Annotated in this window: 19 protein-coding genes; 18 read left to right on the top strand and 1 reads right to left on the bottom strand. The window is 68.7% G+C overall.

What is annotated here, in order from left to right:
- The 14 genes from E1267_RS22645 to E1267_RS22580 form a co-directional block, all read left to right on the top strand.
- Window positions 1-696, top strand: a 696-nt coding sequence (locus E1267_RS22645) for a dipeptidase (RefSeq protein WP_181957827.1), incomplete at its 5' end; no start/stop codon positions are given.
- Window positions 693-2,315 carry an ABC transporter substrate-binding protein gene (locus tag E1267_RS22640; RefSeq protein WP_246064142.1) on the top strand — a complete coding sequence of 541 codons (1,623 nt, stop codon included), beginning with the start codon at window positions 693-695 and terminating at the stop codon, window positions 2,313-2,315. The genes E1267_RS22645 and E1267_RS22640, both read left to right, overlap by 4 nt.
- Window positions 2,316-2,336: 21 nt before the next feature.
- Window positions 2,337-3,290 carry an ABC transporter permease gene (locus E1267_RS22635; RefSeq protein WP_132334653.1) on the top strand — a complete coding sequence of 318 codons (954 nt, stop codon included), beginning with the start codon at window positions 2,337-2,339 and terminating at the stop codon, window positions 3,288-3,290.
- The gene (locus E1267_RS22630) at window positions 3,287-4,162 is read left to right on the top strand and encodes an ABC transporter permease (RefSeq protein WP_132334651.1); all 876 of its coding nucleotides are present in this window, start codon (window positions 3,287-3,289) and stop codon (window positions 4,160-4,162) included. The genes E1267_RS22635 and E1267_RS22630 overlap by 4 nt, the downstream gene beginning before the upstream one ends.
- Window positions 4,163-4,165: 3 nt before the next feature.
- A complete protein-coding gene (locus E1267_RS22625; RefSeq protein ID WP_132334649.1) occupies window positions 4,166-5,341 on the top strand; it encodes a M24 family metallopeptidase in 1,176 nt (391 codons plus the stop codon).
- Window positions 5,338-6,183, top strand: coding sequence for an alpha/beta fold hydrolase (locus E1267_RS22620; RefSeq protein WP_246064139.1), 846 nt, complete (start codon window positions 5,338-5,340; stop codon window positions 6,181-6,183). The genes E1267_RS22625 and E1267_RS22620 overlap by 4 nt, the downstream gene beginning before the upstream one ends.
- The gene (locus E1267_RS22615; RefSeq protein WP_132334647.1) at window positions 6,180-7,175 is read left to right on the top strand and encodes an ABC transporter ATP-binding protein; all 996 of its coding nucleotides are present in this window, start codon (window positions 6,180-6,182) and stop codon (window positions 7,173-7,175) included. The genes E1267_RS22620 and E1267_RS22615 overlap by 4 nt, the downstream gene beginning before the upstream one ends.
- On the top strand, window positions 7,162-8,172 hold the full coding sequence (locus E1267_RS22610) for an ABC transporter ATP-binding protein (protein WP_132334645.1): 1,011 nt from the start codon (window positions 7,162-7,164) through the stop codon (window positions 8,170-8,172). Before E1267_RS22615 ends, E1267_RS22610 begins: the two co-directional genes overlap by 14 nt.
- A 30-nt stretch (window positions 8,173-8,202) precedes the next feature.
- Complete coding sequence (locus E1267_RS22605; protein ID WP_132334643.1) at window positions 8,203-9,402, top strand: dipeptidase; 1,200 nt, start codon at window positions 8,203-8,205, stop codon at window positions 9,400-9,402.
- A gap of 41 nt (window positions 9,403-9,443) precedes the next feature.
- The gene (locus E1267_RS22600) at window positions 9,444-10,163 is read left to right on the top strand and encodes a GntR family transcriptional regulator (RefSeq protein WP_132334641.1); all 720 of its coding nucleotides are present in this window, start codon (window positions 9,444-9,446) and stop codon (window positions 10,161-10,163) included.
- A 155-nt stretch (window positions 10,164-10,318) separates the two neighbouring features.
- Window positions 10,319-10,906, top strand: a complete 588-nt coding sequence (locus E1267_RS22595; RefSeq protein ID WP_132334639.1) for a TetR/AcrR family transcriptional regulator — start codon at window positions 10,319-10,321, stop codon at window positions 10,904-10,906.
- Complete coding sequence (locus tag E1267_RS22590; protein WP_132334637.1) at window positions 10,894-12,090, top strand: FAD-dependent monooxygenase; 1,197 nt, start codon at window positions 10,894-10,896, stop codon at window positions 12,088-12,090. The genes E1267_RS22595 and E1267_RS22590 overlap by 13 nt, the downstream gene beginning before the upstream one ends.
- 306 nt (window positions 12,091-12,396) lie before the next feature.
- The gene (locus E1267_RS22585) at window positions 12,397-13,770 is read left to right on the top strand and encodes an MFS transporter (protein WP_342774860.1); all 1,374 of its coding nucleotides are present in this window, start codon (window positions 12,397-12,399) and stop codon (window positions 13,768-13,770) included.
- Window positions 13,771-13,929: 159 nt separating this feature from the next.
- Window positions 13,930-14,466: an SRPBCC family protein gene (locus E1267_RS22580; protein WP_165959738.1), complete on the top strand. Its 537-nt coding sequence runs from the start codon at window positions 13,930-13,932 to the stop codon at window positions 14,464-14,466.
- Here E1267_RS22580 and E1267_RS22575 read toward each other — a convergent pair.
- Window positions 14,463-15,242: a DeoR/GlpR family DNA-binding transcription regulator gene (locus E1267_RS22575; protein ID WP_165959737.1), complete on the bottom strand. Its 780-nt coding sequence runs from the start codon at window positions 15,240-15,242 to the stop codon at window positions 14,463-14,465. The two genes, E1267_RS22580 and E1267_RS22575, sit on opposite strands and share 4 nt — an antisense overlap.
- 311 nt (window positions 15,243-15,553) lie before the next feature.
- On the opposite strand from E1267_RS22575, the gene E1267_RS22570 reads away from it, so the two are divergent.
- The 4 genes from E1267_RS22570 to E1267_RS22555 all read left to right on the top strand — a co-directional run bounded on the left by E1267_RS22570 (window position 15,554) and on the right by E1267_RS22555 (window position 19,418).
- Window positions 15,554-16,360: a carbohydrate ABC transporter permease gene (locus tag E1267_RS22570; protein WP_246064144.1), complete on the top strand. Its 807-nt coding sequence runs from the start codon at window positions 15,554-15,556 to the stop codon at window positions 16,358-16,360.
- Entirely contained in the window at window positions 16,360-17,235 is an 876-nt protein-coding gene (locus E1267_RS22565) for a carbohydrate ABC transporter permease (RefSeq protein ID WP_220449617.1), read from the top strand. The genes E1267_RS22570 and E1267_RS22565 overlap by 1 nt, the downstream gene beginning before the upstream one ends.
- Window positions 17,236-17,272: 37 nt before the next feature.
- Window positions 17,273-18,610 (top strand): ABC transporter substrate-binding protein, encoded by a 1,338-nt coding sequence (locus E1267_RS22560; RefSeq protein WP_165959736.1) that lies wholly within the window; start codon window positions 17,273-17,275, stop codon window positions 18,608-18,610.
- A gap of 82 nt (window positions 18,611-18,692) precedes the next feature.
- Window positions 18,693-19,418 carry a glycerophosphodiester phosphodiesterase gene (locus E1267_RS22555; RefSeq protein WP_220449616.1) on the top strand — a complete coding sequence of 242 codons (726 nt, stop codon included), beginning with the start codon at window positions 18,693-18,695 and terminating at the stop codon, window positions 19,416-19,418.
- Window positions 19,419-19,450: the final 32 nt, after the last annotated feature.

Below are 19,450 nucleotides of genomic sequence, written 5' to 3'. Positions count from 1 at the left end.
GAGAACGAGCTGGACCGGCTGGACATCCTGTACGGCTTCGGCGTGCGCCAGATCGGCGTCGCCTACTCACAGGCGAACCAGTTGGGCGGTGGCCTGTCGGAGAGCTCGGACGGCGGCCTGACCCATTTCGGCCGCCGGGCCGTGACCCGCATGAACAAACTCGGCATGGCCATCGACATCTCCCACTCCGGCGACCGCACCTGCCTCGACGTCATCGAGCACTCCAACGTGCCCGTCTTCATCACCCACGCCGGAGCCCGCGCCGTCTGGCCCACCAACCGCATGAAACCCGACGACGTCATCCGCGCCTGCGCCGAACGCGGCGGCGTCATCGGCCTCGAGGCCGCCCCCCACACCACCCTCTCCGACCAGCACCCCAAGCACTCGCTGGAATCCGTCATGGACCACTTCACCTACTGCGTGGACCTCGTCGGAATCGACCACGTCGCCTTCGGACCGGACACCAACTTCGGCGACCATGTCGGGCTGCACGACTCCTTCACCGGCCACCTGTCCATCGCCAACGCGCACGGCCACGTCGAGCACCCCCGGGTGCCGTACGTCGAAGGCATGGAGAACCCGGCGGAGAACTTCACCAACATCGTCGGTTGGCTCGTCAAGCACGGCTACGGCGACGACGAGATCGGCAAGGTCATAGGCGGGAACATCCTGCGCGTACTCCGGGAGGTCTGGTGAACAGAGGCAAGCGCTGGTCGGCGGCGGTCGTGGGACTGGTGGCCACGGTCGTGCTCGCGTCGTGCGCCCTCAACGAGGGCAACGGCGAGCCGGGCGCCTCCGGCGGCGCCGGCGCCACGACGTTGCGCATCGGCACCACCACCGACGTGGCGAACTTCAACCCGCTGCAGTCGCTGAGCAAGACCGACAACTGGATTCTGAACGCGATGTATCCGCATCTGCTGCGCATCGACGGCAATGCCAGGAAGGTGCCGGAGCTGGCGCAGAAGTACGAGTACCAGGACGGCGGTAAGAAGGCCGTCTTCACCCTGCGCGACGACTTCGTCTGGAGCGACGGCAAGCCGGTGACCTCGGCCGACGTGAAGTACTCGGCCGAGATGATCATGAAGCACGAGCTCGGAAACGTGGCGGCCAAGCTCGGCATGGTCGAGAGCATCGACACCCCCGACGACACCACCGTGACTTTCGACCTCGAACGGCCCTACGCGCCGTTCGCCGAGGGTGTCGGGTTCTGGATGGCGATCGTGCCCAAGCACGTCTTCGAGAAGGCGGGCGACGTGTCGAAGTTCGCCAACGACTCCGAATGGGTCGGGGCGGGGGCGTACATCCTGCAGAGCGCCACGCCCGGCCAGCGCTACGTGATGAAACGCAATGACCAGTACCCTTACGCCCCCAAGGGCGGCGCGGCGGTCGAGACCGTCGAGTACCGGGTCTACCCGGACGTCAACACCATGCAACTGGCCCTGCGCAACGGCGACATCGACCTCATGGGGACGCCGGTCCCCGCCTCGGCGGTGGCCTCCTTCAGCGGCGACCAGAAGATCAAGCTGCAGGAGGTCGGCTCGCTGGGCTTCGCCCACATCACCTACAACGTCAGCAACAAGCACCTGGCCAAGCAGAAGGTGCGCCAGGCGCTGTCGATGGTCGTGGACACCCAGTCGATCATCGAGACGGTGCTCCAGGGCGAGGCGGAACCCATGGTGGGCCCGATCTCGCCGATCTTCGACGAGTACGACAACACCGGCCTCAAGCCGTACCCGTTCGACCCGGCGGGCGCGCGCAAGCTGCTCGAAGAGGCCGGATACGCCGACGAGAACGGCGACGGCAAGCTCGACGGCCTGAACCTGGAGATGGTCTGCGACCAGAGCAACCCGAACCTGACCAGGGTCGCGCAGGTCGTCCGCGAGGACGCGGCGAAGGCCGGCGTGGAGCTCACCGCGTCGTGCGTCGAGCGCAACACGTTCCTGAGCAGGACCAAGAGCGGCGACTACGACATCGACGTCTCGCAGTGGGCGGTCTTCGACAACCCGATGGACCAACTCCGCAGCACGTACCTGTCGAGCAACCCCGGCGGCATCAACTACAACCTGGTCAAGGACGACAAGCTCGACGACCTCATCGACGCCGCAGCGGGGACGACCGAGCACGAGCAACTCGTGACGAGGGTGACAGAGATCGACGCCTACGTGCACGACCAGGCGCTGCTCACGCCGCTGTACGTGGAGAAGATCCGCTTCGCCTACGACGGCAGCAAGTTCACCGGCTTCCAGCCCTCGCCCAGCGACCTGCTCGGCATGGTGACCGGGTTCTCGCTGTCGCAGGTCAAGCCGGTCACCTGAGGATCGGACAGAGGCTTCACCATGGTCGAATTCACCGTCCGGCGGGCGCTACGCGCGGTCCTGACGATCTGGATCGCCGTCACCGTGACGTTCTTCCTGCTGCGGCTGCTGCCAGGAGATCCCACTCTCCTGGTCGTCGAGGGGGACATGACCCCCGAGATGCAGCAGGCGCTGCGCGTGCAGTACGGGCTGGACAAGCCGATGCTCACGCAGTACTGGCTCTATCTGACCGAGCTGGTGCAGGGGAACTTCGGCACCTCGTTCCGGCAGCTCCAGCCGGTCACCGAGATCATCGTCTCGCGGGTGCCGTGGACGCTGATGCTCGCCGGGTCGGCGTTCGTGCTGACGATCCTGCTCGGCATCCCCCTCGGCGTGTACGCGGCGGCCCACCGCGGCAGGCGGCTGGACCGGATCGTCCAGATGTTCGGCATCACCGGGCACGCGCTGTTCGTGCCGAGCATCGCGATCCTGCTGCTGGTGGTGGCCGGCTCCTGGCTCGGCTGGTTCCCGATCGGCGGCGCGATCGACCCGGACACGCGCGGCCTGGCCGCTTACCTGAGCCTGTTCCACCACCTCGCGCTCCCGCTGATCAGTCTCGTGATCGTGCAACTCGGACCGTACGCGCTGACGTTGCGCACGAACATGCTGGAGGTGCTGGGCGAGGACTATGTCAAGAGCGCGCGGGGCCGGGGCCTGTCGACACGGCGCACGTTGTGGAAGCACGCGCTGCGCAACGCCATCCTCCCGGCGCTGACGCTCATGGGCCTCCAGCTCGGCACCCTGGTCGGCGGCGCGGTGCTCACCGAGACCGTGTTCGCCTACCCGGGGGTCGGCCGACTGATCTTCGAGGCCGTCGGCCAACTCGACTACCCGCTGCTGCAGGGAGCGTTCATCATGCTCGCGATCACCGTGGTCGTCGCGAATCTGATCACCGACGTGGTCGGCATGCTGCTCAACCCGAGGATCCGCACATGAGCGCGCCGATCCCGGAGAGCACCCGGACTGCGACGGCCCCGTCCCGGACGGGCGGCCTGCGCAGGTTCGTCGCCCAGCCCACCGGTGCGCTGTCGCTGACGGTGTTGCTGGTGTTTGTGGTGACGGGCGTGTTCGGGCCGCTGTTCGTGGACCGGCCGGGCGGGCTCGGCAGTGAGATCCTCCAGGCCCCGTCGTCCGCGCATTGGTTCGGCACCGACGACCTGGGGCAGGACGTGTTCGCGCAGGTCGTGTGGGGCACCCGCGTCAGCCTCACGGTCGGTGCGGCGGCCTCGGGCCTGGCCATCCTCATCGGCACCGCGCTGGGTCTGATGGGCGCGTACTCACGGCGGGCCGACGCCTGGATCACCACGGTGACCGACCTGATGTTGTCGCTCCCGCTGCTGCCGCTGATGATCATTGTGACCGCGGTGGCGGGGCCCAGCATCCTGACGCTGACCGTGGTGATCGGGCTGTTCTCCTGGCCGGAAGTGACCCGGCTCATCCGGTCCAACGGCATGGTCGTGGTGGCGATGCCGTACATCGACGGAGCCCGCGCGCTCGGCGCCGGCGGGTGGCGGATCGTCACCCGGGAGGTGCTGCCGGCCGTGGTGCCGCTGGTCGTCGTGAGCGTGCTGCTCACCGCGGCCCGCGCGGTGATCTCTGAGGCCGGGCTGAGCTTCCTCGGCCTCGGCGACCCCGACTCCTGGTCGTGGGGACGGATCATGCTCAACGCCCAGCGCAGCGGCGTGTTGTCCACCGCCTGGTGGCAGACGCTCTTCCCGTCCCTGGCCATCCTGCTGCTCGTGCTCGCGGCGACGGTCGCCGGGGTGCGCTTCAACGACTCCCGAGACCCGCGGCTGAAGGACCGGTGATCCATGCGCCTCTCCCCCGCCCACTACGCCGGCGTCCACGCCTCACTGCGGCGCGCGCTCGACGAGGACGGCCTGGACGGCTTCCTCGCCACCGCGCCCGCGGACGTCGCCTATCTCGCCGGCTTCTTCTACGCGGTCACAGAACGACCTGTCTACCTCTGGTTCCCCCGTGAGGGGCGGCCGGTGTGCCTGGTGCCGCAGCACGATGACGAGTACGCCCGTCTCCAGCGCATCGAGGCCGACCTGGCCACCTACGCCGAGTACCCCGGTGTGGACCCCGCCGAGCGAGTGCTGGCCCGGCTGATCGCCGGCGCAGGGCGGTCCGCCGCCAGGATCGGCGTCTCCGGCGGCCTCACGCTCGCCGCGCTCGGGCTGCTGACGGCCGCCCTGCCCGGCAGCACGTTCGAGACCAGCACGGCGGTGTCGCGGTTGCGTGTCGTCAAGCGCCCTGAGGAACTGGAGCGGCACCGCGAGGCGGCGGCGATCTGCGACGAGATGCTGGCGGCCGGCCGCGCTCTCATCGAGGACGCGCTGCGCTCCGGCGGGCCGCTGCCCAGTGAGGGCGATCTGGCACGGCACGTCATCGGTCACGGCACCGACGCGATGTACCAGCGCTACGACCACGTCATCTACACCACCAAGCTGGCCGGCGGCCTGGTGTACGCGGGGCCCAACTCGGCCCACCCGCACGGCCTGCCGAGCCGGCGCAGGTTGGAGCCGGGCGACACGGTCATTCTGTCCCTCGGCGCCGCGGTCGGCAGCCGGTTCGTCGAGAGCGAGCGTACGTTCGTCATCGACGAGCCCTCCGCCGATCAGCGCCGCTACTTCGCCGCCGCCGCGCAGGCCCAGGAGGTGGGCACGGCGGGCCTGCGCGCCGGGCGCTCCTGCGCGGAGGTGAACCGTGAATGCCTCGATGTGATCAGAGGACACGGGCTCGGCGCGTACCTCCGCCACCGCCAAGGCCACGGCATCGGCGTGCAGAACCACGAGCCGCCCTGGGTCGAGGACGGCGATGACACGGTCATCGGCGCCGGGATGGTGCTGTCCAGCGAGCCCGGCGTGTACGTGCCGGGGCACGGCGGCTACCGCATCTCCGACACCGTGCTGATCACCGAGGACGGGCCTGAACGGCTCACCCACTACCCCCGCGCACTTGAGGAGAACGTGATCGCGCCGTGAAGACGACCGTGGAGATCAACGGAACCCGCCTGGTCGCGGAGGTCATGGGGCCCGAGGGGGCGCCCGCGATGGTCGTGCACCACGGCGCCCCCGGTCTCGGCAGCCGTGCCGAGCCGCGCCGGTCGTTCGGCCCTTTCTCCGACACCATGCGCGTCGTCGTCTTCGACGCGCGCGGGTCGGGCGAGTCGGGCGACGACGGCCCTTTCACCCACGCCCAGTGGGTCGCCGACGTCGAGGCGGTGCGCCGGCACTTCGACCTCGGCCGCATCGTGATGGCCGGCGGCTCGTACGGCGGATTCATCGCGATGGAGTACGCCCTGGCCCATCCGGAGAACGTGGCCGCGCTCGTGCTCCGGGACACGGCGGCCAACACCGACTACGACCATCTCGCGGTCGAGCGAGCGAGGACCACCGACCGGGTGACGATCCCCGAATGGGTCATCGACCGCATCGGCACGGGTGATTTCACCAGCAATGAGCAGTTCAGGGAGTATTGGCGGGCGATCCTCCCGTTGTACGACCACACGTACGATCCGGATGCGGTCGAGCGGAGGGCCGCCGCGACGTCGTACCACTACCGCACCCACAATGCGGCCTTCGGCGAGAACCTGCCCGTCTACGACCTCACGCCCCGGCTGCCGGAGATCGCCTGTCCGGCGCTGGTGACCGTCGGCCGGCACGACTGGCGCACGCCTGTACCCGCCTCGCAGGTGATCGCGGACCTGATCCCGGACAGCGAGCTTGTCGTCTTCGAGGAATCGGGCCACTCGCCGCAGTTGGAGGAGCCCGAGAAGTTCCAGCGGGTGGTCAGGGACTTCCTGGCCAGGGCGGGCGTGTCATGAACGCGGACGAGGCCGCCCTCAGCGTGCGCGCCCTCAGCGTGGAGTTCGCCACCCGCGAAGGACCCGTGCGGGCCGTCCGCGACGTCGCGCTCGACGTGTACGCCGGCCGCACGCTGGCCATCCTCGGCGAGTCCGGCTCTGGCAAGTCCGTGACCGCTCTGACGATCATGGGCCTACTCGACTCGCCACCGGCCCGCGTCACCTCGGGCAGCATCATGTTCGAGGGCGCCGACCTGGTGACCGCGACCGAGCGCACCCGCATGCGGGTCAACGGCGAGGGCATCGCCATGGTCTTCCAGGACGCGCTGTCGGCGCTGAACCCGGTCTACACGGTGGGCAACCAGATCAGCGAGCTGCTGCGGGTGCGGCGCGGGCTGTCCCGCGCCGCCGCCAGGGCCCAGGCGATCGAGCTGATGGAACGGGTCCGCATCCCGGCCGCCGCCCGCCGGGTGGACGACTATCCGCACCAGTTCTCCGGCGGCATGCGCCAGCGCATCATGATCGCGCTGGCGGTGGCGCTCGATCCGCGCGTGCTCATCGCCGACGAGCCCACCACCGCCCTGGACGTCACCGTGCAGGCGCAGATCATGGAGCTGCTGACCGAGCTGCGGCGCGAGAACGGGATGGGGCTCGTGCTCATCACCCACGACCTCGGCGTGGTCGCGGAGGTGGCAGACGACGTCACCGTCATGTACTCGGGCCGCATCGTCGAGCGCGGCACCGTGGAGGAGCTCTTCCAGCGGCCGGCGCATCCGTACACGCGCGGACTGCTGCGCTCGATGCCGCGGCCCGACCGGCAGGACGACGAGTTGTGGGCCATCCCCGGCGCTCCGCCCAGTTCTCTGCACGCCCCGGGCGGCTGCCCCTTCCATCCACGCTGCGACGCAGCCGTGGACAGGTGCCGGTCCGACCAACCCGAGTTCGAGTTGATCGCGGCGGGCCGCGGCAGCGCGTGCCACCGGAGCCAGGAGGTGTTCGATGGCCGAGCGTGAGGTCGTCCTGGAGGTGGACTCCCTGGTGCGGCACTTCCCGATCAAGGGCGGGCTGCTGAGGCGCGGGCGCTCGTCCGTGCAAGCCGTGGACGGTGTGTCGTTCACGCTCGGACGCGGCGAGACGCTGGGCGTTGTCGGCGAGTCGGGCTGCGGCAAGTCGACGCTGGCCCGCACGATCGTCGGGCTCGACGCGCCGACCTCGGGCAGCGTGCGTTACCGGGGCACCGACGTGCACCGGACGTCCGCGCGGGGGCTGCGCGAGATGCGGCGCAGTGTCCAGATCGTGCTCCAGGACCCCTACACCTCGCTCAACCCCAGGAAGACGCTGCGCGACCTGCTCGCGCAGCCGTTCGAGATCCATCCGGACGTGCTGCCGCGCGAACGACGGCTCACCCGGATCAAGGAGCTCGTCGAGCTGGTCGGGCTGGACCCCGATCACCTCGATCGGTACCCGTTCCAGTTCTCCGGCGGACAACGCCAGCGCATCGGGATCGCCCGCGCGCTCGCGCTCGAACCCGAGGTCGTCGTCTGCGACGAGCCCGTCTCCGCGCTGGACGTGTCCGTGCAGGCGCAGGTGGTCAACCTGCTGCGGCGGTTGCAGCGCGAGCTCGGCCTGTCGTACGTGTTCATCGCGCACGACCTGTCCGTGGTCCGGCACATCTCCGACCGGGTGGCGGTGATGTACCTGGGCAAGATCGTGGAGCTGGGCGAGCGGCGGCAGGTGTACGAGCGGCCGCGACACCCGTACACGCGGGCCCTGCTCGAAGCCGTGCCGATCCCCGACCCGGTCGGCCGGGACGAGCGCGCCCGCACCCTGCTGGCCGGCGACCCGCCGAGCCCGGTGGACCCTCCGTCGGGCTGCCGATTCCGTACCCGGTGCCCCAAGGCCGAGGACGTGTGCGCGCGTACCGAACCGACGCTCGAAGCGGAGCCGGGCACCACCGAAGCCGCCTGTCACTTTCCCCACCGCAACTCGCTGGCGCGTCTCGGCGCCTAGCAACCCGATATTTCCGGAGGAATCACCCTTATGCAGCCAGAGTCCGCCTCCTACCGGGGCTACACGGCCTACGGCTACCTTGAGCCGGGCGTGGACTACGCCGCCTTCAAGCTCGCCGAGCAGATCGGCCGGGTCCCCGCCTACGACGGCGGCCTGTCGGCCGAGCAGGAGGAGCGGGTCGGCCGGATCCTGGCCGAGCACGTCGCGATCTCGCTGCACGAGCACGCGGTGGTGTTGCCGGAAGACACCGGCGAGATCCGCGCGTACAACAGGACGGGCCGGCAGCGCACCGCGTACGAAGGGCTGGCCCGCTCGGGCCTGACCGCCGTCTTCGACAACTTCATGGCCGGGGCGTCCTGCGTCACCAGCGAGAACGGCTGGAAGTGGAGCGACATGATCTACGCCCTCGGCTTCCGCCTCGCCGACCTGGCCAAGCAGGACTTCCTCACGCACGCCACGACCGTGGCCGACATCCGGGCCGCCAAGCGTGACGACCGGGTCGCGCTGGTGGCGGGCCTGGAATCGTCCACCATGATTGAGAACGAGCTGGACCGGCTGGACATCCTGTACGGCTTCGGCGTGCGCCAGATCGGCGTCGCCTACTCACAGGCGAACCAGTTGGGCGGTGGCCTGTCGGAGAGCTCGGACGGCGGCCTGACCCATTTCGGCCGCCGGGCCGTGACCCGCATGAACAAACTCGGCATGGCCATCGACATCTCCCACTCCGGCGACCGCACCTGCCTCGACGTCATCGAGCACTCCAACGTGCCCGTCTTCATCACCCACGCCGGAGCCCGCGCCGTCTGGCCCACCAACCGCATGAAACCCGACGACGTCATCCGCGCCTGCGCCGAACGCGGCGGCGTCATCGGCCTCGAGGCCGCCCCCCACACCACCCTCTCCGACCAGCACCCCAAGCACTCGCTGGAATCCGTCATGGACCACTTCACCTACTGCGTGGACCTCGTCGGAATCGACCACGTCACTTTTGGGCCCGACACGATGTTCGGCGATCATGTGGGAGTGCACATGACCTATTCGGGCAACTACGGTCACGATCGCAGCGGCGCCCCTGACTACCCCCGCGTGCCGTACGTCGACGGCCTGGAGAATCCGGCGGAGTGCTTCACCAACATCGTCGGCTGGCTCGTCAAGCACGACTACAGCGACGACGAGATCGGCAAGGTCATCGGCGGGAATACGCTCAGAGTCCTCGAACATGTCTGGTAGAACGGCGTTCCACGGCCGCGTGGCCGGGAGGGGAGCCCGGTATGGGTCGGCGTGACACCGCAGTGCAGGCCGCGCTGGCGGGCTTGCGGGCGCTGCTGGAGGCGAAGTTCGAGCCGGGCGACCGGCTGCCCACCGAGCAGGATCTCGCCGACCTGCTCGACGTGAGCCGGGGCACGGTCAGAGAGGCGCTGGGCGTCCTGGCCATCGAGGGGGCGATCATCCGGCGCTGGGGGGTCGGGACGTTCGTGTCCAGCAAGCCGGACATGGCCCAGCTCAGCATGGCGAAGATCGCCGGTTTCCGTGACCGGATCCAGATGGCGGGCCACACGGTGGAGCTGCTCTCGTCGTCGTGCGAGAAGACCCCGTGCCCGCGGCCGGTGGCCGAGGCACTGGGACTGCCGACGCGCGAGCCGGTGTGGCTGGTGACCCGGACCTTCAGCGTCGACGGGACCGCCGCCGCGTACTTGCAGGACTACCTGCCGTCGCAGATCGGCGGCGACGCGATCGACCCGCATCCCATGCTGGAGGTCGACACGGACCTGTTCACCTATCTGGAGCGAGCGGGCCATCCGGCCGGCAACGCGGTCACCGACCTGGAGGCCGTGCTCGCCGCGGACCGGGGGGCGGAGTCCCTGCGGGTGCCGGTGGGCTTTCCGCTGGTGCGGTCGTTGCAGACGGTGTACGGCCGGGGCGAGGAGCCCGTCGCGTACGGCATCACCCTCAACCGCACGGACGTCATGCGCATCCGGATCATACGCTGAGGTCTGCGGGCCTCCCGGAGACGGCCGAACGTTCCTGGCGAGGCGGGCGAAGGTGCGCCGCCGGACTTCATCCGATTTGACTTGGGCATGGCCAGGCGCGAGCATCCAACTAGGGCAGTCGTACAGGACGAGTGCCCTGGAGAGGAGGGAGAGCCATGGTCTCCCCAGCGGCCGAGCGCGGGCGCGCGGTGCGGGAACGACTGCTTCATGCAGCGGCGGAGCTCATCCCCGAACGCGGCTGGACGGCGGTGAGCACCCGGATACTCGCCGAGCGCGCCGGGGTGACGCCGAGCGTGGTGCACTACCACTTCCCTTCGCTGCCGAGCCTGCTGAACGAGGCCGCGACCGGCGAGATGAGGAAAATGCTGGCCGGGCTGAACGAGCTGCTGGAAACCACCCGCTCGCCCGGCGACGCGATCGAGACGATGCTCGCGTCGGTCGAGCAGTACACCGGCGCCGACGCCGCCTCGCTGCTGTTCGTCGAGGCATACCTGGCGAGCACCCGCGACGACGCGCTGCGCGAGCGGATCGCCGAGCTGGTCGCCGAGTTCCGGCAGCGGTTCGGCGGGTGGCTGGAGCGGCACGGGGTGCCCGCCCCGTTGGAGACCGCCGCCGTGCTGGCGGCCTGCGTGGACGGCCTGCTGCTGCACCGCGGCCTGGGCCTGCAGGCGAACGATCCCTCGGCGGTGCTGCGCAGGCTCCTTTCCACGGCCCCCGAGGAGGAACGACAGTGCGAACAGTGATCTGCGGCGCCGGCATCAGCGGCCTGGCCCTGGCCCATCGACTCGCCGCCCTGGGCGGCGAGGTCGTGGTGGTCGAGCGGGCCCCCGGACCACGCCCCCAGGGATACATGATCGACTTCTTCGGCCCCGGGCTGGAGGCGGTCGAGGCCATGGGGCTGCTGCCCCCGTTCGAACGAGCCGCCTACCACTATGACGAAGGGCGCCTGGTCGACCGGGACGGTCGCCGCCGCGCCACCATCCGGACCAAGAGCTTCGCGCGCGGCCGGCTGCTCAACCTCCTGCGTCCCGACATCGAGGCCGTGCTGGCCGACAACCTTCCTGCCGAGGTCGAGCTGCGCTACGACACCGCGCTGACCGAGGTGGCCGACCGCCCCGACGGCGTGACGGTGACGCTGAAGGACGGCACCGTCCTGGACGCCGATCTGCTCGTGGGCGCGGACGGGATCCATTCGACCGTCCGCCGGCTGGTGTTCGGGCCGGAAGACCGCTACCTGCGCTACCTGGGCCTGCACACGGCGGCGTTCACCTTCGACGCGCCGGACGTGCACGCCGCCACCGAGGACGCGTTCTGCCTCACCGACTCCATCGACCGGCAGATGGGCTTGTACGCGCTGCGCGACGGCCGGGTCGCCGCGTTCGCGGTGCACCGCAGCGCCGACCCCACGATTCCGGACGATCTCCGAGGGGCGATCCAGCGGGCCTACACCGGTCTGGGCTGGGTGACGCCGCGCGCGCTGGAGCAGTGCCCGCCACCCGAGGAGATCTACTACGACCAGGTCGCGCAGATCGAGCTCCCGGAGTGGAGCACCGGCCGGGTCGTCCTGCTCGGAGACGCCGCCTGCGCGGTGTCGCTGATCGCCGGGCAGGGTGCGTCGCTCGGCATCGCCGGCGCCTTCCTGCTCGCCGACCGGCTCGCGCACGCGCCGGCGATCGAACGGGCCACCGCCGAGTTCGAACATCTGTGGCGGCCCGTGGTCGAGGACAAACAACGCAACGCCCGATCGATGGCCCGCTGGTTCCTGCCCTCCTCGCCGACCGACCTGCGGATCCGGCGCACCATGCTCAGCCTGACCCGAGTGCCCTTCGTCACCGGCTACCTGAGCTCCGTCCTCGCAGGCAAGGACACCAAGCTCGCCGACGTCATGCGCCAGGCATCCGGCACCACCGAACCGGCGGTCGCGTAGGCTCTGGGCGCGAGCCCGAACAGTGTGGCGGCGACGTGGCCAGGAGTGACGAGCCCGGCCACGCCCATCGACCGGTCGGGGTGGCCGGCAGCGGCGCCACCCGTCCGCGGTTCGATTTCAGCGGACATGTAGGTCCTTCGGTCGCTAGAGTCGCGGCTGTTGCGGAATCCCGTCCGCCTGGGGAATCGAAAGGCACTGATGGCTACGACCGGAGCTCCCGTTCACCCCTCGGCGACCGCGGTCGCAGGCTTGTAACGCCGCGCCTGTAGCAGCGAGGCCAGCGCACATCCCGGTCGCCGGGGCGAGGTGACACGTGTCACCGGCCCTTGGCGCTGTCCGGCGTCTCCGTTCGCCTTCTCCGGGAGTTCTGCTGTGTCCGCTCGTCGTGCTTCACTGCTCCGTGCACGTGTCCTGGTCGCACGTCTGATCGCTGCTCCGTTCGGCAGGAGATCCCGACGGTCGAGGTCGGCTCCGCCTGCTCCGAGCTCCGCCGATCAGACCGTCAACCGCAATGTCCGCCTGCTGAGCTGGTTCAACTTCTTCGGCGACTTCCGCATGTACGGGCCGATCATGGTCATCTACTTCGCGCAAGTCACCGGCTCGTACGCCGCTGCCGCCAGCCTCCTGGCGGTGAAGATGCTGTCTTCGGCAGCGTTCGAAGTACCTACCGGGGTGTTCTCCGACCGCCTCGGCCGACGCGGCACGATGATCGCCGGTGCCGTCGTCATGGTGGCCGCCCATCTCGGGTACGCCGGCGCTTCGGGCTACGGCCTCCTCCTGGCAGCTGTTGTGCTGGAGGGACTGGCGACCTCATTGTGGAGCGGCAACAACGAGTCCCTGCTCTACGACACGTTGCTCGAAGCCGGCCGGGAGGAGGAGTTCCCCCGGCACTCGGGCCGGGTGAACTCGATGTTCCAGATCGCGCTCGCTCTGGCGGCAGCCATAGGTGGCGTGGTCGCCGACGCGTGGTCGCTGCGCGCGGTGGTCATGCTGTCGGTCGTGCCGCAGGTGCTGTGCGTGCTCGTCGCCTTGCGGGTCCGGGAACCGCGGGTGCACGGCCCGCTGGAATCGAACGTGCTGCGGCATCTCGGATCGGCCCTGCGCGGCATCCGCCGTAATCCGGTGCTCCGCCGGATGACCCTGGTGTCGGCGCTTCGCTACAGCAGCGAAAGCGCGGCCCAGTTGTCGCCTGTTTTCGTGGCAGGGCTGTGGCCACTGTGGGCGCTGGGCCTGTGGCGCACCTTCGGCCATGGCGTGGCCTTCGTCGGCTTCCGCGTCAGTGGTTGGGTGATCGGCCGGGTGGGCGCGGCCCGCACTCTGCTGTTCGGTGAGCTGTTCGACAACGTGGCGAACTTCGTGGCGCTGGTCAAGCCGACGGCGTTCTCGCCCGTGCTGCTCGGGTCACCGGCCTACGGCATGTCGACAACCGCCCAGCAGACGTTGCTGCAGCGCGAGTTCACCGACCGGGAACGCGCGACCATGGGTTCGCTGGCGTCGCTGCTCGGCAGCGCGCTCTACGCGCTCGTCGCCCTGGGAGCCGGCGTGGTGGCAGACCGCTGGGGCATCGTCGCGGCGTTGCTAGCGATCCAGGCGGTGGTGCTGATCGCACTTCCGCTCGCCTGGTGGGTGCACGCGCACGCTTCTTCGCTCCGCGCGGGTGCTGGGACGGTGACGGAATGAGCACCTTCTCGACCCCGGCCGGGCGGCGCAGGGGCACCGCACCGGGATCGCGGCACGGCGCACATGCCTCCTTCGGAGGCCTTCACCCGCGGGCTGCCGTCGTCGAGTTCGAAGCTCGCCGTGACCACGTCCGGTTGCCCGTCCGCGGAGACGGTGGCGATGAGTTTTCCCGTCACGCCTGGTCCAACTCTTCAGACGCCGAGCAATCAGGAGGACATTGTGAAAGGCGGCCAACAGCCACCGGAGGGTCAGTACGCCCTCGACGTCGAGCGCGTGATCGACGCGCCGGCAGAGTCGATTTTCGACGCCTTCATCGCGCTGTACGACAGCCGACGGCCGGATTGGGTGACCCATTCCGAGCTCGATCTGCGACCAGGCGGGCGCTGGTCGGTGGCCTTCCAGGTACCGAACGGGCCGGCCTTCCGGGAGGAGCGTGTCATCACGGCTGTCGAGCAGCCTCACCGGCTGGCCTACGACATGACCGCGATATACGAGGATGCCCCCAGCTTCTCCACCACAGTCGAGATCACGGTCGACGCCGCGCCGGACGGGCAGCGGATACGTCTGGTCCAGCGGGGTTTTCCAACGGCGAAGACCCGTGACGACTTCGCCGGCGGGTGGCCGGACGTACTGGACGAACTCGCTCGCCGAACATCCATGCGAAGAGGGGGCGACGGCCAGCAGAGCGAGTACTAGACGCGCAGCACTTTGGGGCCGGAGGCGCCGTAGCGTTGCGCGGTGGCCCGGGACAGCTGCTTGCCCGTGATGACATAGGTCAGCTGCTCGATGTCGGCGAACTTGGCGAAGCTGGCCACCCCGAACTTGGTGTGCTCGCACACCAGTACGGTCTGACGGGCCGCCTGCAGCGCCGCCGTCTTGGCCTGCGCCACGGCCGGGTCCGGAGTGGTCAGCCCGCGGTCGAGCGACACGCCGTTGGTGCCCATGAATGCCAGGTCGACGTTCAGCTCCGCGAGCATCCCGGTCGCCCATCGGTCGACGGTTCCCATGGTCTTCGGTCGTAGCCGGCCGCCGACCATGATGACGTCGTGGTCGGTCAGGCGGTTGAGTTCGGCGGCGATGGTCAGCGATCGGGTCACGACGGTCATCCGCTGCAGCCGGCGCATCGGCCCGACCAGATCTTCCGGCAGCGCTCCCTCGTCGAGGAAGACCGTGTCGACGTCGACCATCATGGCGACCGCGGCTTCGGCGATCACCAGCCGCTCCTCGGTCTTGGCCTTGCGCCGGTGCTCCACCGGCGTCTCGAAACGGCCGATGTCCGTGGGGTAGAAGACGCCGTAGGACCGGGCGATCAGCCGCTGCGCCTCAAGCGCCCGCAGGTCCCGGCGCAGCGTCGCGGGCGAGATCGAGAACAGGTCGGCGATGTCGGAGACGACCGCGCGGCCCTCGCTCCTGACATAGGTGAGGATCCGCTGCTGACGATCGAAGGCACGGCCGCGAAACGAGCTTGACACCTTGTTGACACCTTTGCACATCTGGACGAAACGTTCGCGCAATGGTCACAGATTTGCTGACTTATGAACAGATTCGAGCACGTGACCGCCAGTAAAGTCTGCACCTGTTCGTCCTCGATGCGGATGGGTGGTAGCCCGTGAGCAGTGGAGCAAGCGATCTCGATTCGAGATCTGCACTCTCCGACAGCGCCCGCCAAACGCCCGATTCCAGGGGAACGACGTCCGATTGGCGGCGCGTTGCGGCACGCCGACGCCGGCGCGGGTACCTGCTGTTCGCCGCTTTCGCGCTGCCCAACCTGGCGTTGATCGCCGTGTTCTCCTACTGGCCGATCGTCGAGAACGTCTATCTGAGCTTCACCACCTGGGACTTCATCTCGTCGCAGGCCGACTGGGTCGGCCTGCTCAACTACCAGGCCCTGTTCAGCAGTTGGTCATTCCCCCAGGTGTTGTTGCGCACGCTGGTGTGGGTGGTCGTCGTCGTTGTCGTGACCCTGGTGCTCGGCCTGGCGCTGGCGCTCTTGTTCGCCCAGCGCATCCGGGGCGCCACCGCGGTGCAGACGCTCGCCTTCGCCCCGCACGTGCTGTCCGGGGCGGCGATCGCGACCATCTGGCTGTTCATCTTCGATCCGAATCACGGCCTCAGCCGGCTGGTGTTCGAGGCGTTCGGAGCGAGCTCGCCGGCCTGGACGACCGACGACTCCTGGGCACTATGGGCGTTGATCATCGTTTCCATCTGGAAGGGGCTCGGCTTCGTCGCGATCGTCTACCTGGTGGGCATCCAGCAGATTCCGGCCGAGGTGCTGGAAGCGGCCAGGATCGACGGTGCCGGCCGGTGGACGCAGTTCCGGCGAATGATCTTCCCGCTGCTCTCCCCGACCACCTTCTTCCTGGTGATCACACAGACGATCTCGGCCTTCCAGGCCTTCGACGTGATCGCCATGATGACCAACGGCGGTCCCGCCCGATCCACCACCACGTTGAGCTGGTTCATCTACGACGAGGCGTTCAACCGCACCAACGTCGGGGGCTCCAGCGCGGCTTCCATGATCATGTTCGTGGTACTGATGGCGATCACCGTGTTGCAGTTCCGATTCGTCGAGCGGAGGGTTCACTACTGATGACGGTCATGCCGACCGCGGTGGCAACCGAGCCCACCTCGCGGAAGTCGTCCGGCTCTCGCCGTACACGCTGGTGGGGCGTACTCGCCCTGACGATCACCGCCCTGGCCTTCCTCATCCCGCTCTACCTCTTCGTCAGTACGGCGTTCAAGACCAACGCCGACATCAACAGCTGGCCACTGCGGCTGATCCCGCGATCGCTGACCCTGGAGAACTTCGTCAACGCCTGGACGTTGGCCCCGTTCGGCCAGTTCCTGGTCAACTCGGTCGTGGTGGCGGCGATCGGGACGGTGCTCAAGGTGGTGCTGGCGATCTCCACCGCCTACGCCTTCGCCTTCCTGCCGTTCCCGGGCAAGCGCTACCTGTTCATCTTCATGCTCGGCGCGCTGATGGTGCCGGGACACGTGACCCTGCTGGTGAACTACATCACCGTCGGCCAGCTGAATCTGCTGAACACCTACGCCGGCCTGATCCTGCCGGGCGTGGCGTCGGCGTTCGGCACCTTCCTGCTCCACCAGTTCTTCCGGTCGCTGCCGTACGAGGTGCTGGAGGCGGCGCAGTTGGACGGCGCCGGGCATCTGCGCAGGATCATCTCGATCATCGTGCCGATGGCCCGGCCGGCGATCATCACGGTCGGGCTGATCGCCCTGATCGACGAGTGGAACGGCTTCGTCTGGCCGCTGATCGTGACCAACTCGGTCAACATGCGGACGCTGCCGATCGGGTTGCTCTACCTCAAGGAGAACGACGGCATCAACGACTGGGGCGCGCTCATGGCCGGAACCCTGTTCGTCGTCCTGCCGGTGGTGATCGTCTTCCTGCTGGCACAGCGCTACATCGTCGCCGGTCTGGCCGGCAGCGCGGTTCGCCGGTGATCACCCCGCGATCCGGTTCGATCAGAAAGGACCCAGCGTGACCGGGACGAGTTTCAGCCGACGCAGGCTGCTGGCCGGTGTCACCGCGGCCGCGGCCAGTCTGGCGCTGACCGGCTGCGTCGGCCGCAGGGACGGCGACTACGCCCAGGTGAGCGGGCAGGTGCCGGAACGGTTCGCCCGCCGCGAGCGGGTCGTGCTGTGGAGTGCGTTCACCTCCCACAACGCCACGGTCCTGCAGTCGATCATCGACGGGTTCAACGCGTCACAACAGGACATCTTCTGCGAGATCCAGCTGTTTCCCGGATACCCCGCGCTCGACTCGAAGCTGGCCGCCAGCTTCGCCGTGGCGCAGGTTCCCGACCTGGTCACGCTCAGCGACGTGAACTGGAACCGCTATTTTCTCGCCGAGACGCTGGAACCGCTGTCCGGCTACTTCGACGCCGGTTTCGGGCCCGACGCGTTCCATCCGAGGTTCCTGGCCGAGGGCACCATCCGGGACCAGGTCTACTGGCTGCCCTGGGCTCGCTCGACGCCCCTCTTCTACTACAACAAGGAGATCTTCGCCGGCGCAGGGCTGCCCGACCGCGGGCCGAAGACCTTCACCGAGCTGCGGGAATGGGGACACGAGCTCAAGGGCTTCACGTACCGCGGCGCACCGGTCAGGATGCGCGGCTACACCGGCAAGGACGACTGGTATTTCCAGGGCTCGAGCTGGGCCTTCGACGGCAGCTACTCCGACGGCATGGTGTCGAGGCTGAGTTCCGAGCAGACCGTCGCCGCCCTGGAGTTCGACCGGGCGTTCATCCATGACGACCAGATGGCCTACCTGGCCGACGACATCAACGCCGATTTCGCGGCCGGCGTCACGGCGACCATCTGCAACTCCACCGGTGCGCTCACCTCGCTGCTCAAGGCAGCCACGTTCGAGTTCGGCACGGCCTTCCTGCCCGAGCAGGACGCGCCCGGCGTGCCGACCGGAGGCAGTGGGCTGGCGGTCATGCGCAACTCGACCAAGGCGCGCAAGCAGGCGACCTGGGAAGTGATCAGGTACCTCGCCGAGAAGGGCGCGCCCGAGTGGAGCCTCAACACCGGCTATCTCCCGGTGACCGCCAGCTCCCTCAACTCACCGAAGATCAAGGAGCGCAACGCCGCGACCCCCGCGTACCAGGTCGCCCAGGATCAGCTGAGCCGCGCCCGCCAGGCGGATGTGATGCGCCGGTACGTGAACGAGACGATCTCCGAGATGCTGATCGTGCTGCAGAAGGTGTACGCCTCCAACGCCGATCCCGGCGAGACGCTGCGTGAGGCGACCCGGAATCTCGACCCGGCCATCCAGCGGGTGCTGCCGAAGTATCGGCGACTGGTGGCGTCCTGACCTTGCACCTCTCGTGCCGCCGCTCCGGCGGCTGCCGTACGAGATACAACCGACAGGTAGAACTCAGCGAGAAGGGACGATCGTGGCATTTGCCATCGTCGGACACCGCGGCGCCATGGCCGAAGCACCCGAGAACACCATCGCGTCCTACCGCGTGGCGGAAGAGATAGGCGTCGATGAGCTGGAGACCGACGTACGGATCAGTTCCGACGGGCAGCTCTTCATGCTGCACGACGCCACCTTGGACCGCGTCGCGGCCGAGCCGGCCGGCAAGGGTCTGGGCCCCGTCGCGGAGCTGACCTGGTCGGCGATCAGCGCGGTCGACGTGGGCGAGGGTGAGCGGGTGCCCACGCTGGAGCAGATGTACCAGGCGACGACGCGGCTCATCCAGCTGGAGATCAAGGACCTGGCCGCCATCGACGGTCTGGCCGGCTTCTTCGCCCGCCATCCCGGCTACGCTGAGCGGACGATCCTGACCGGTTTCTCGGTCGAGGCGATGGCCGCCGTGGCCGAGAAGCTGCCGCAGATCCCGCGGGGCATCATCGTGTCCCAGTGGAGCCACGCCGAGTCCCACCCAGGCGGTTACCGGAAACTGATCGAGGAAACCGGGTCCTGCCGGATCCACAGCGGCGCGGAAGCGCTGACCGCCGAAGTCGTCCAGCAACTGCACGACGAGGGCTTCCCGGTGCATGGCTGGCCCACCCGCGACGAGGACGACCTGCGGCGCTGGCTCAAGCTCGGCGTGGACGGGACGACCAGCGACGATCCCCGTACGGCGCGACGCTGGCTCGCCGAGGCCGTCCGGTGACGACGGACGCGGTTGCCCCGGGTGCCGGTCCG

The sequence above is a fragment of the Nonomuraea longispora genome, assembly GCF_004348345.1.
Classification (GTDB): domain Bacteria; phylum Actinomycetota; class Actinomycetes; order Streptosporangiales; family Streptosporangiaceae; genus Nonomuraea; species Nonomuraea longispora.
This window is presented reverse-complemented; position numbering and strand designations above follow the sequence as displayed.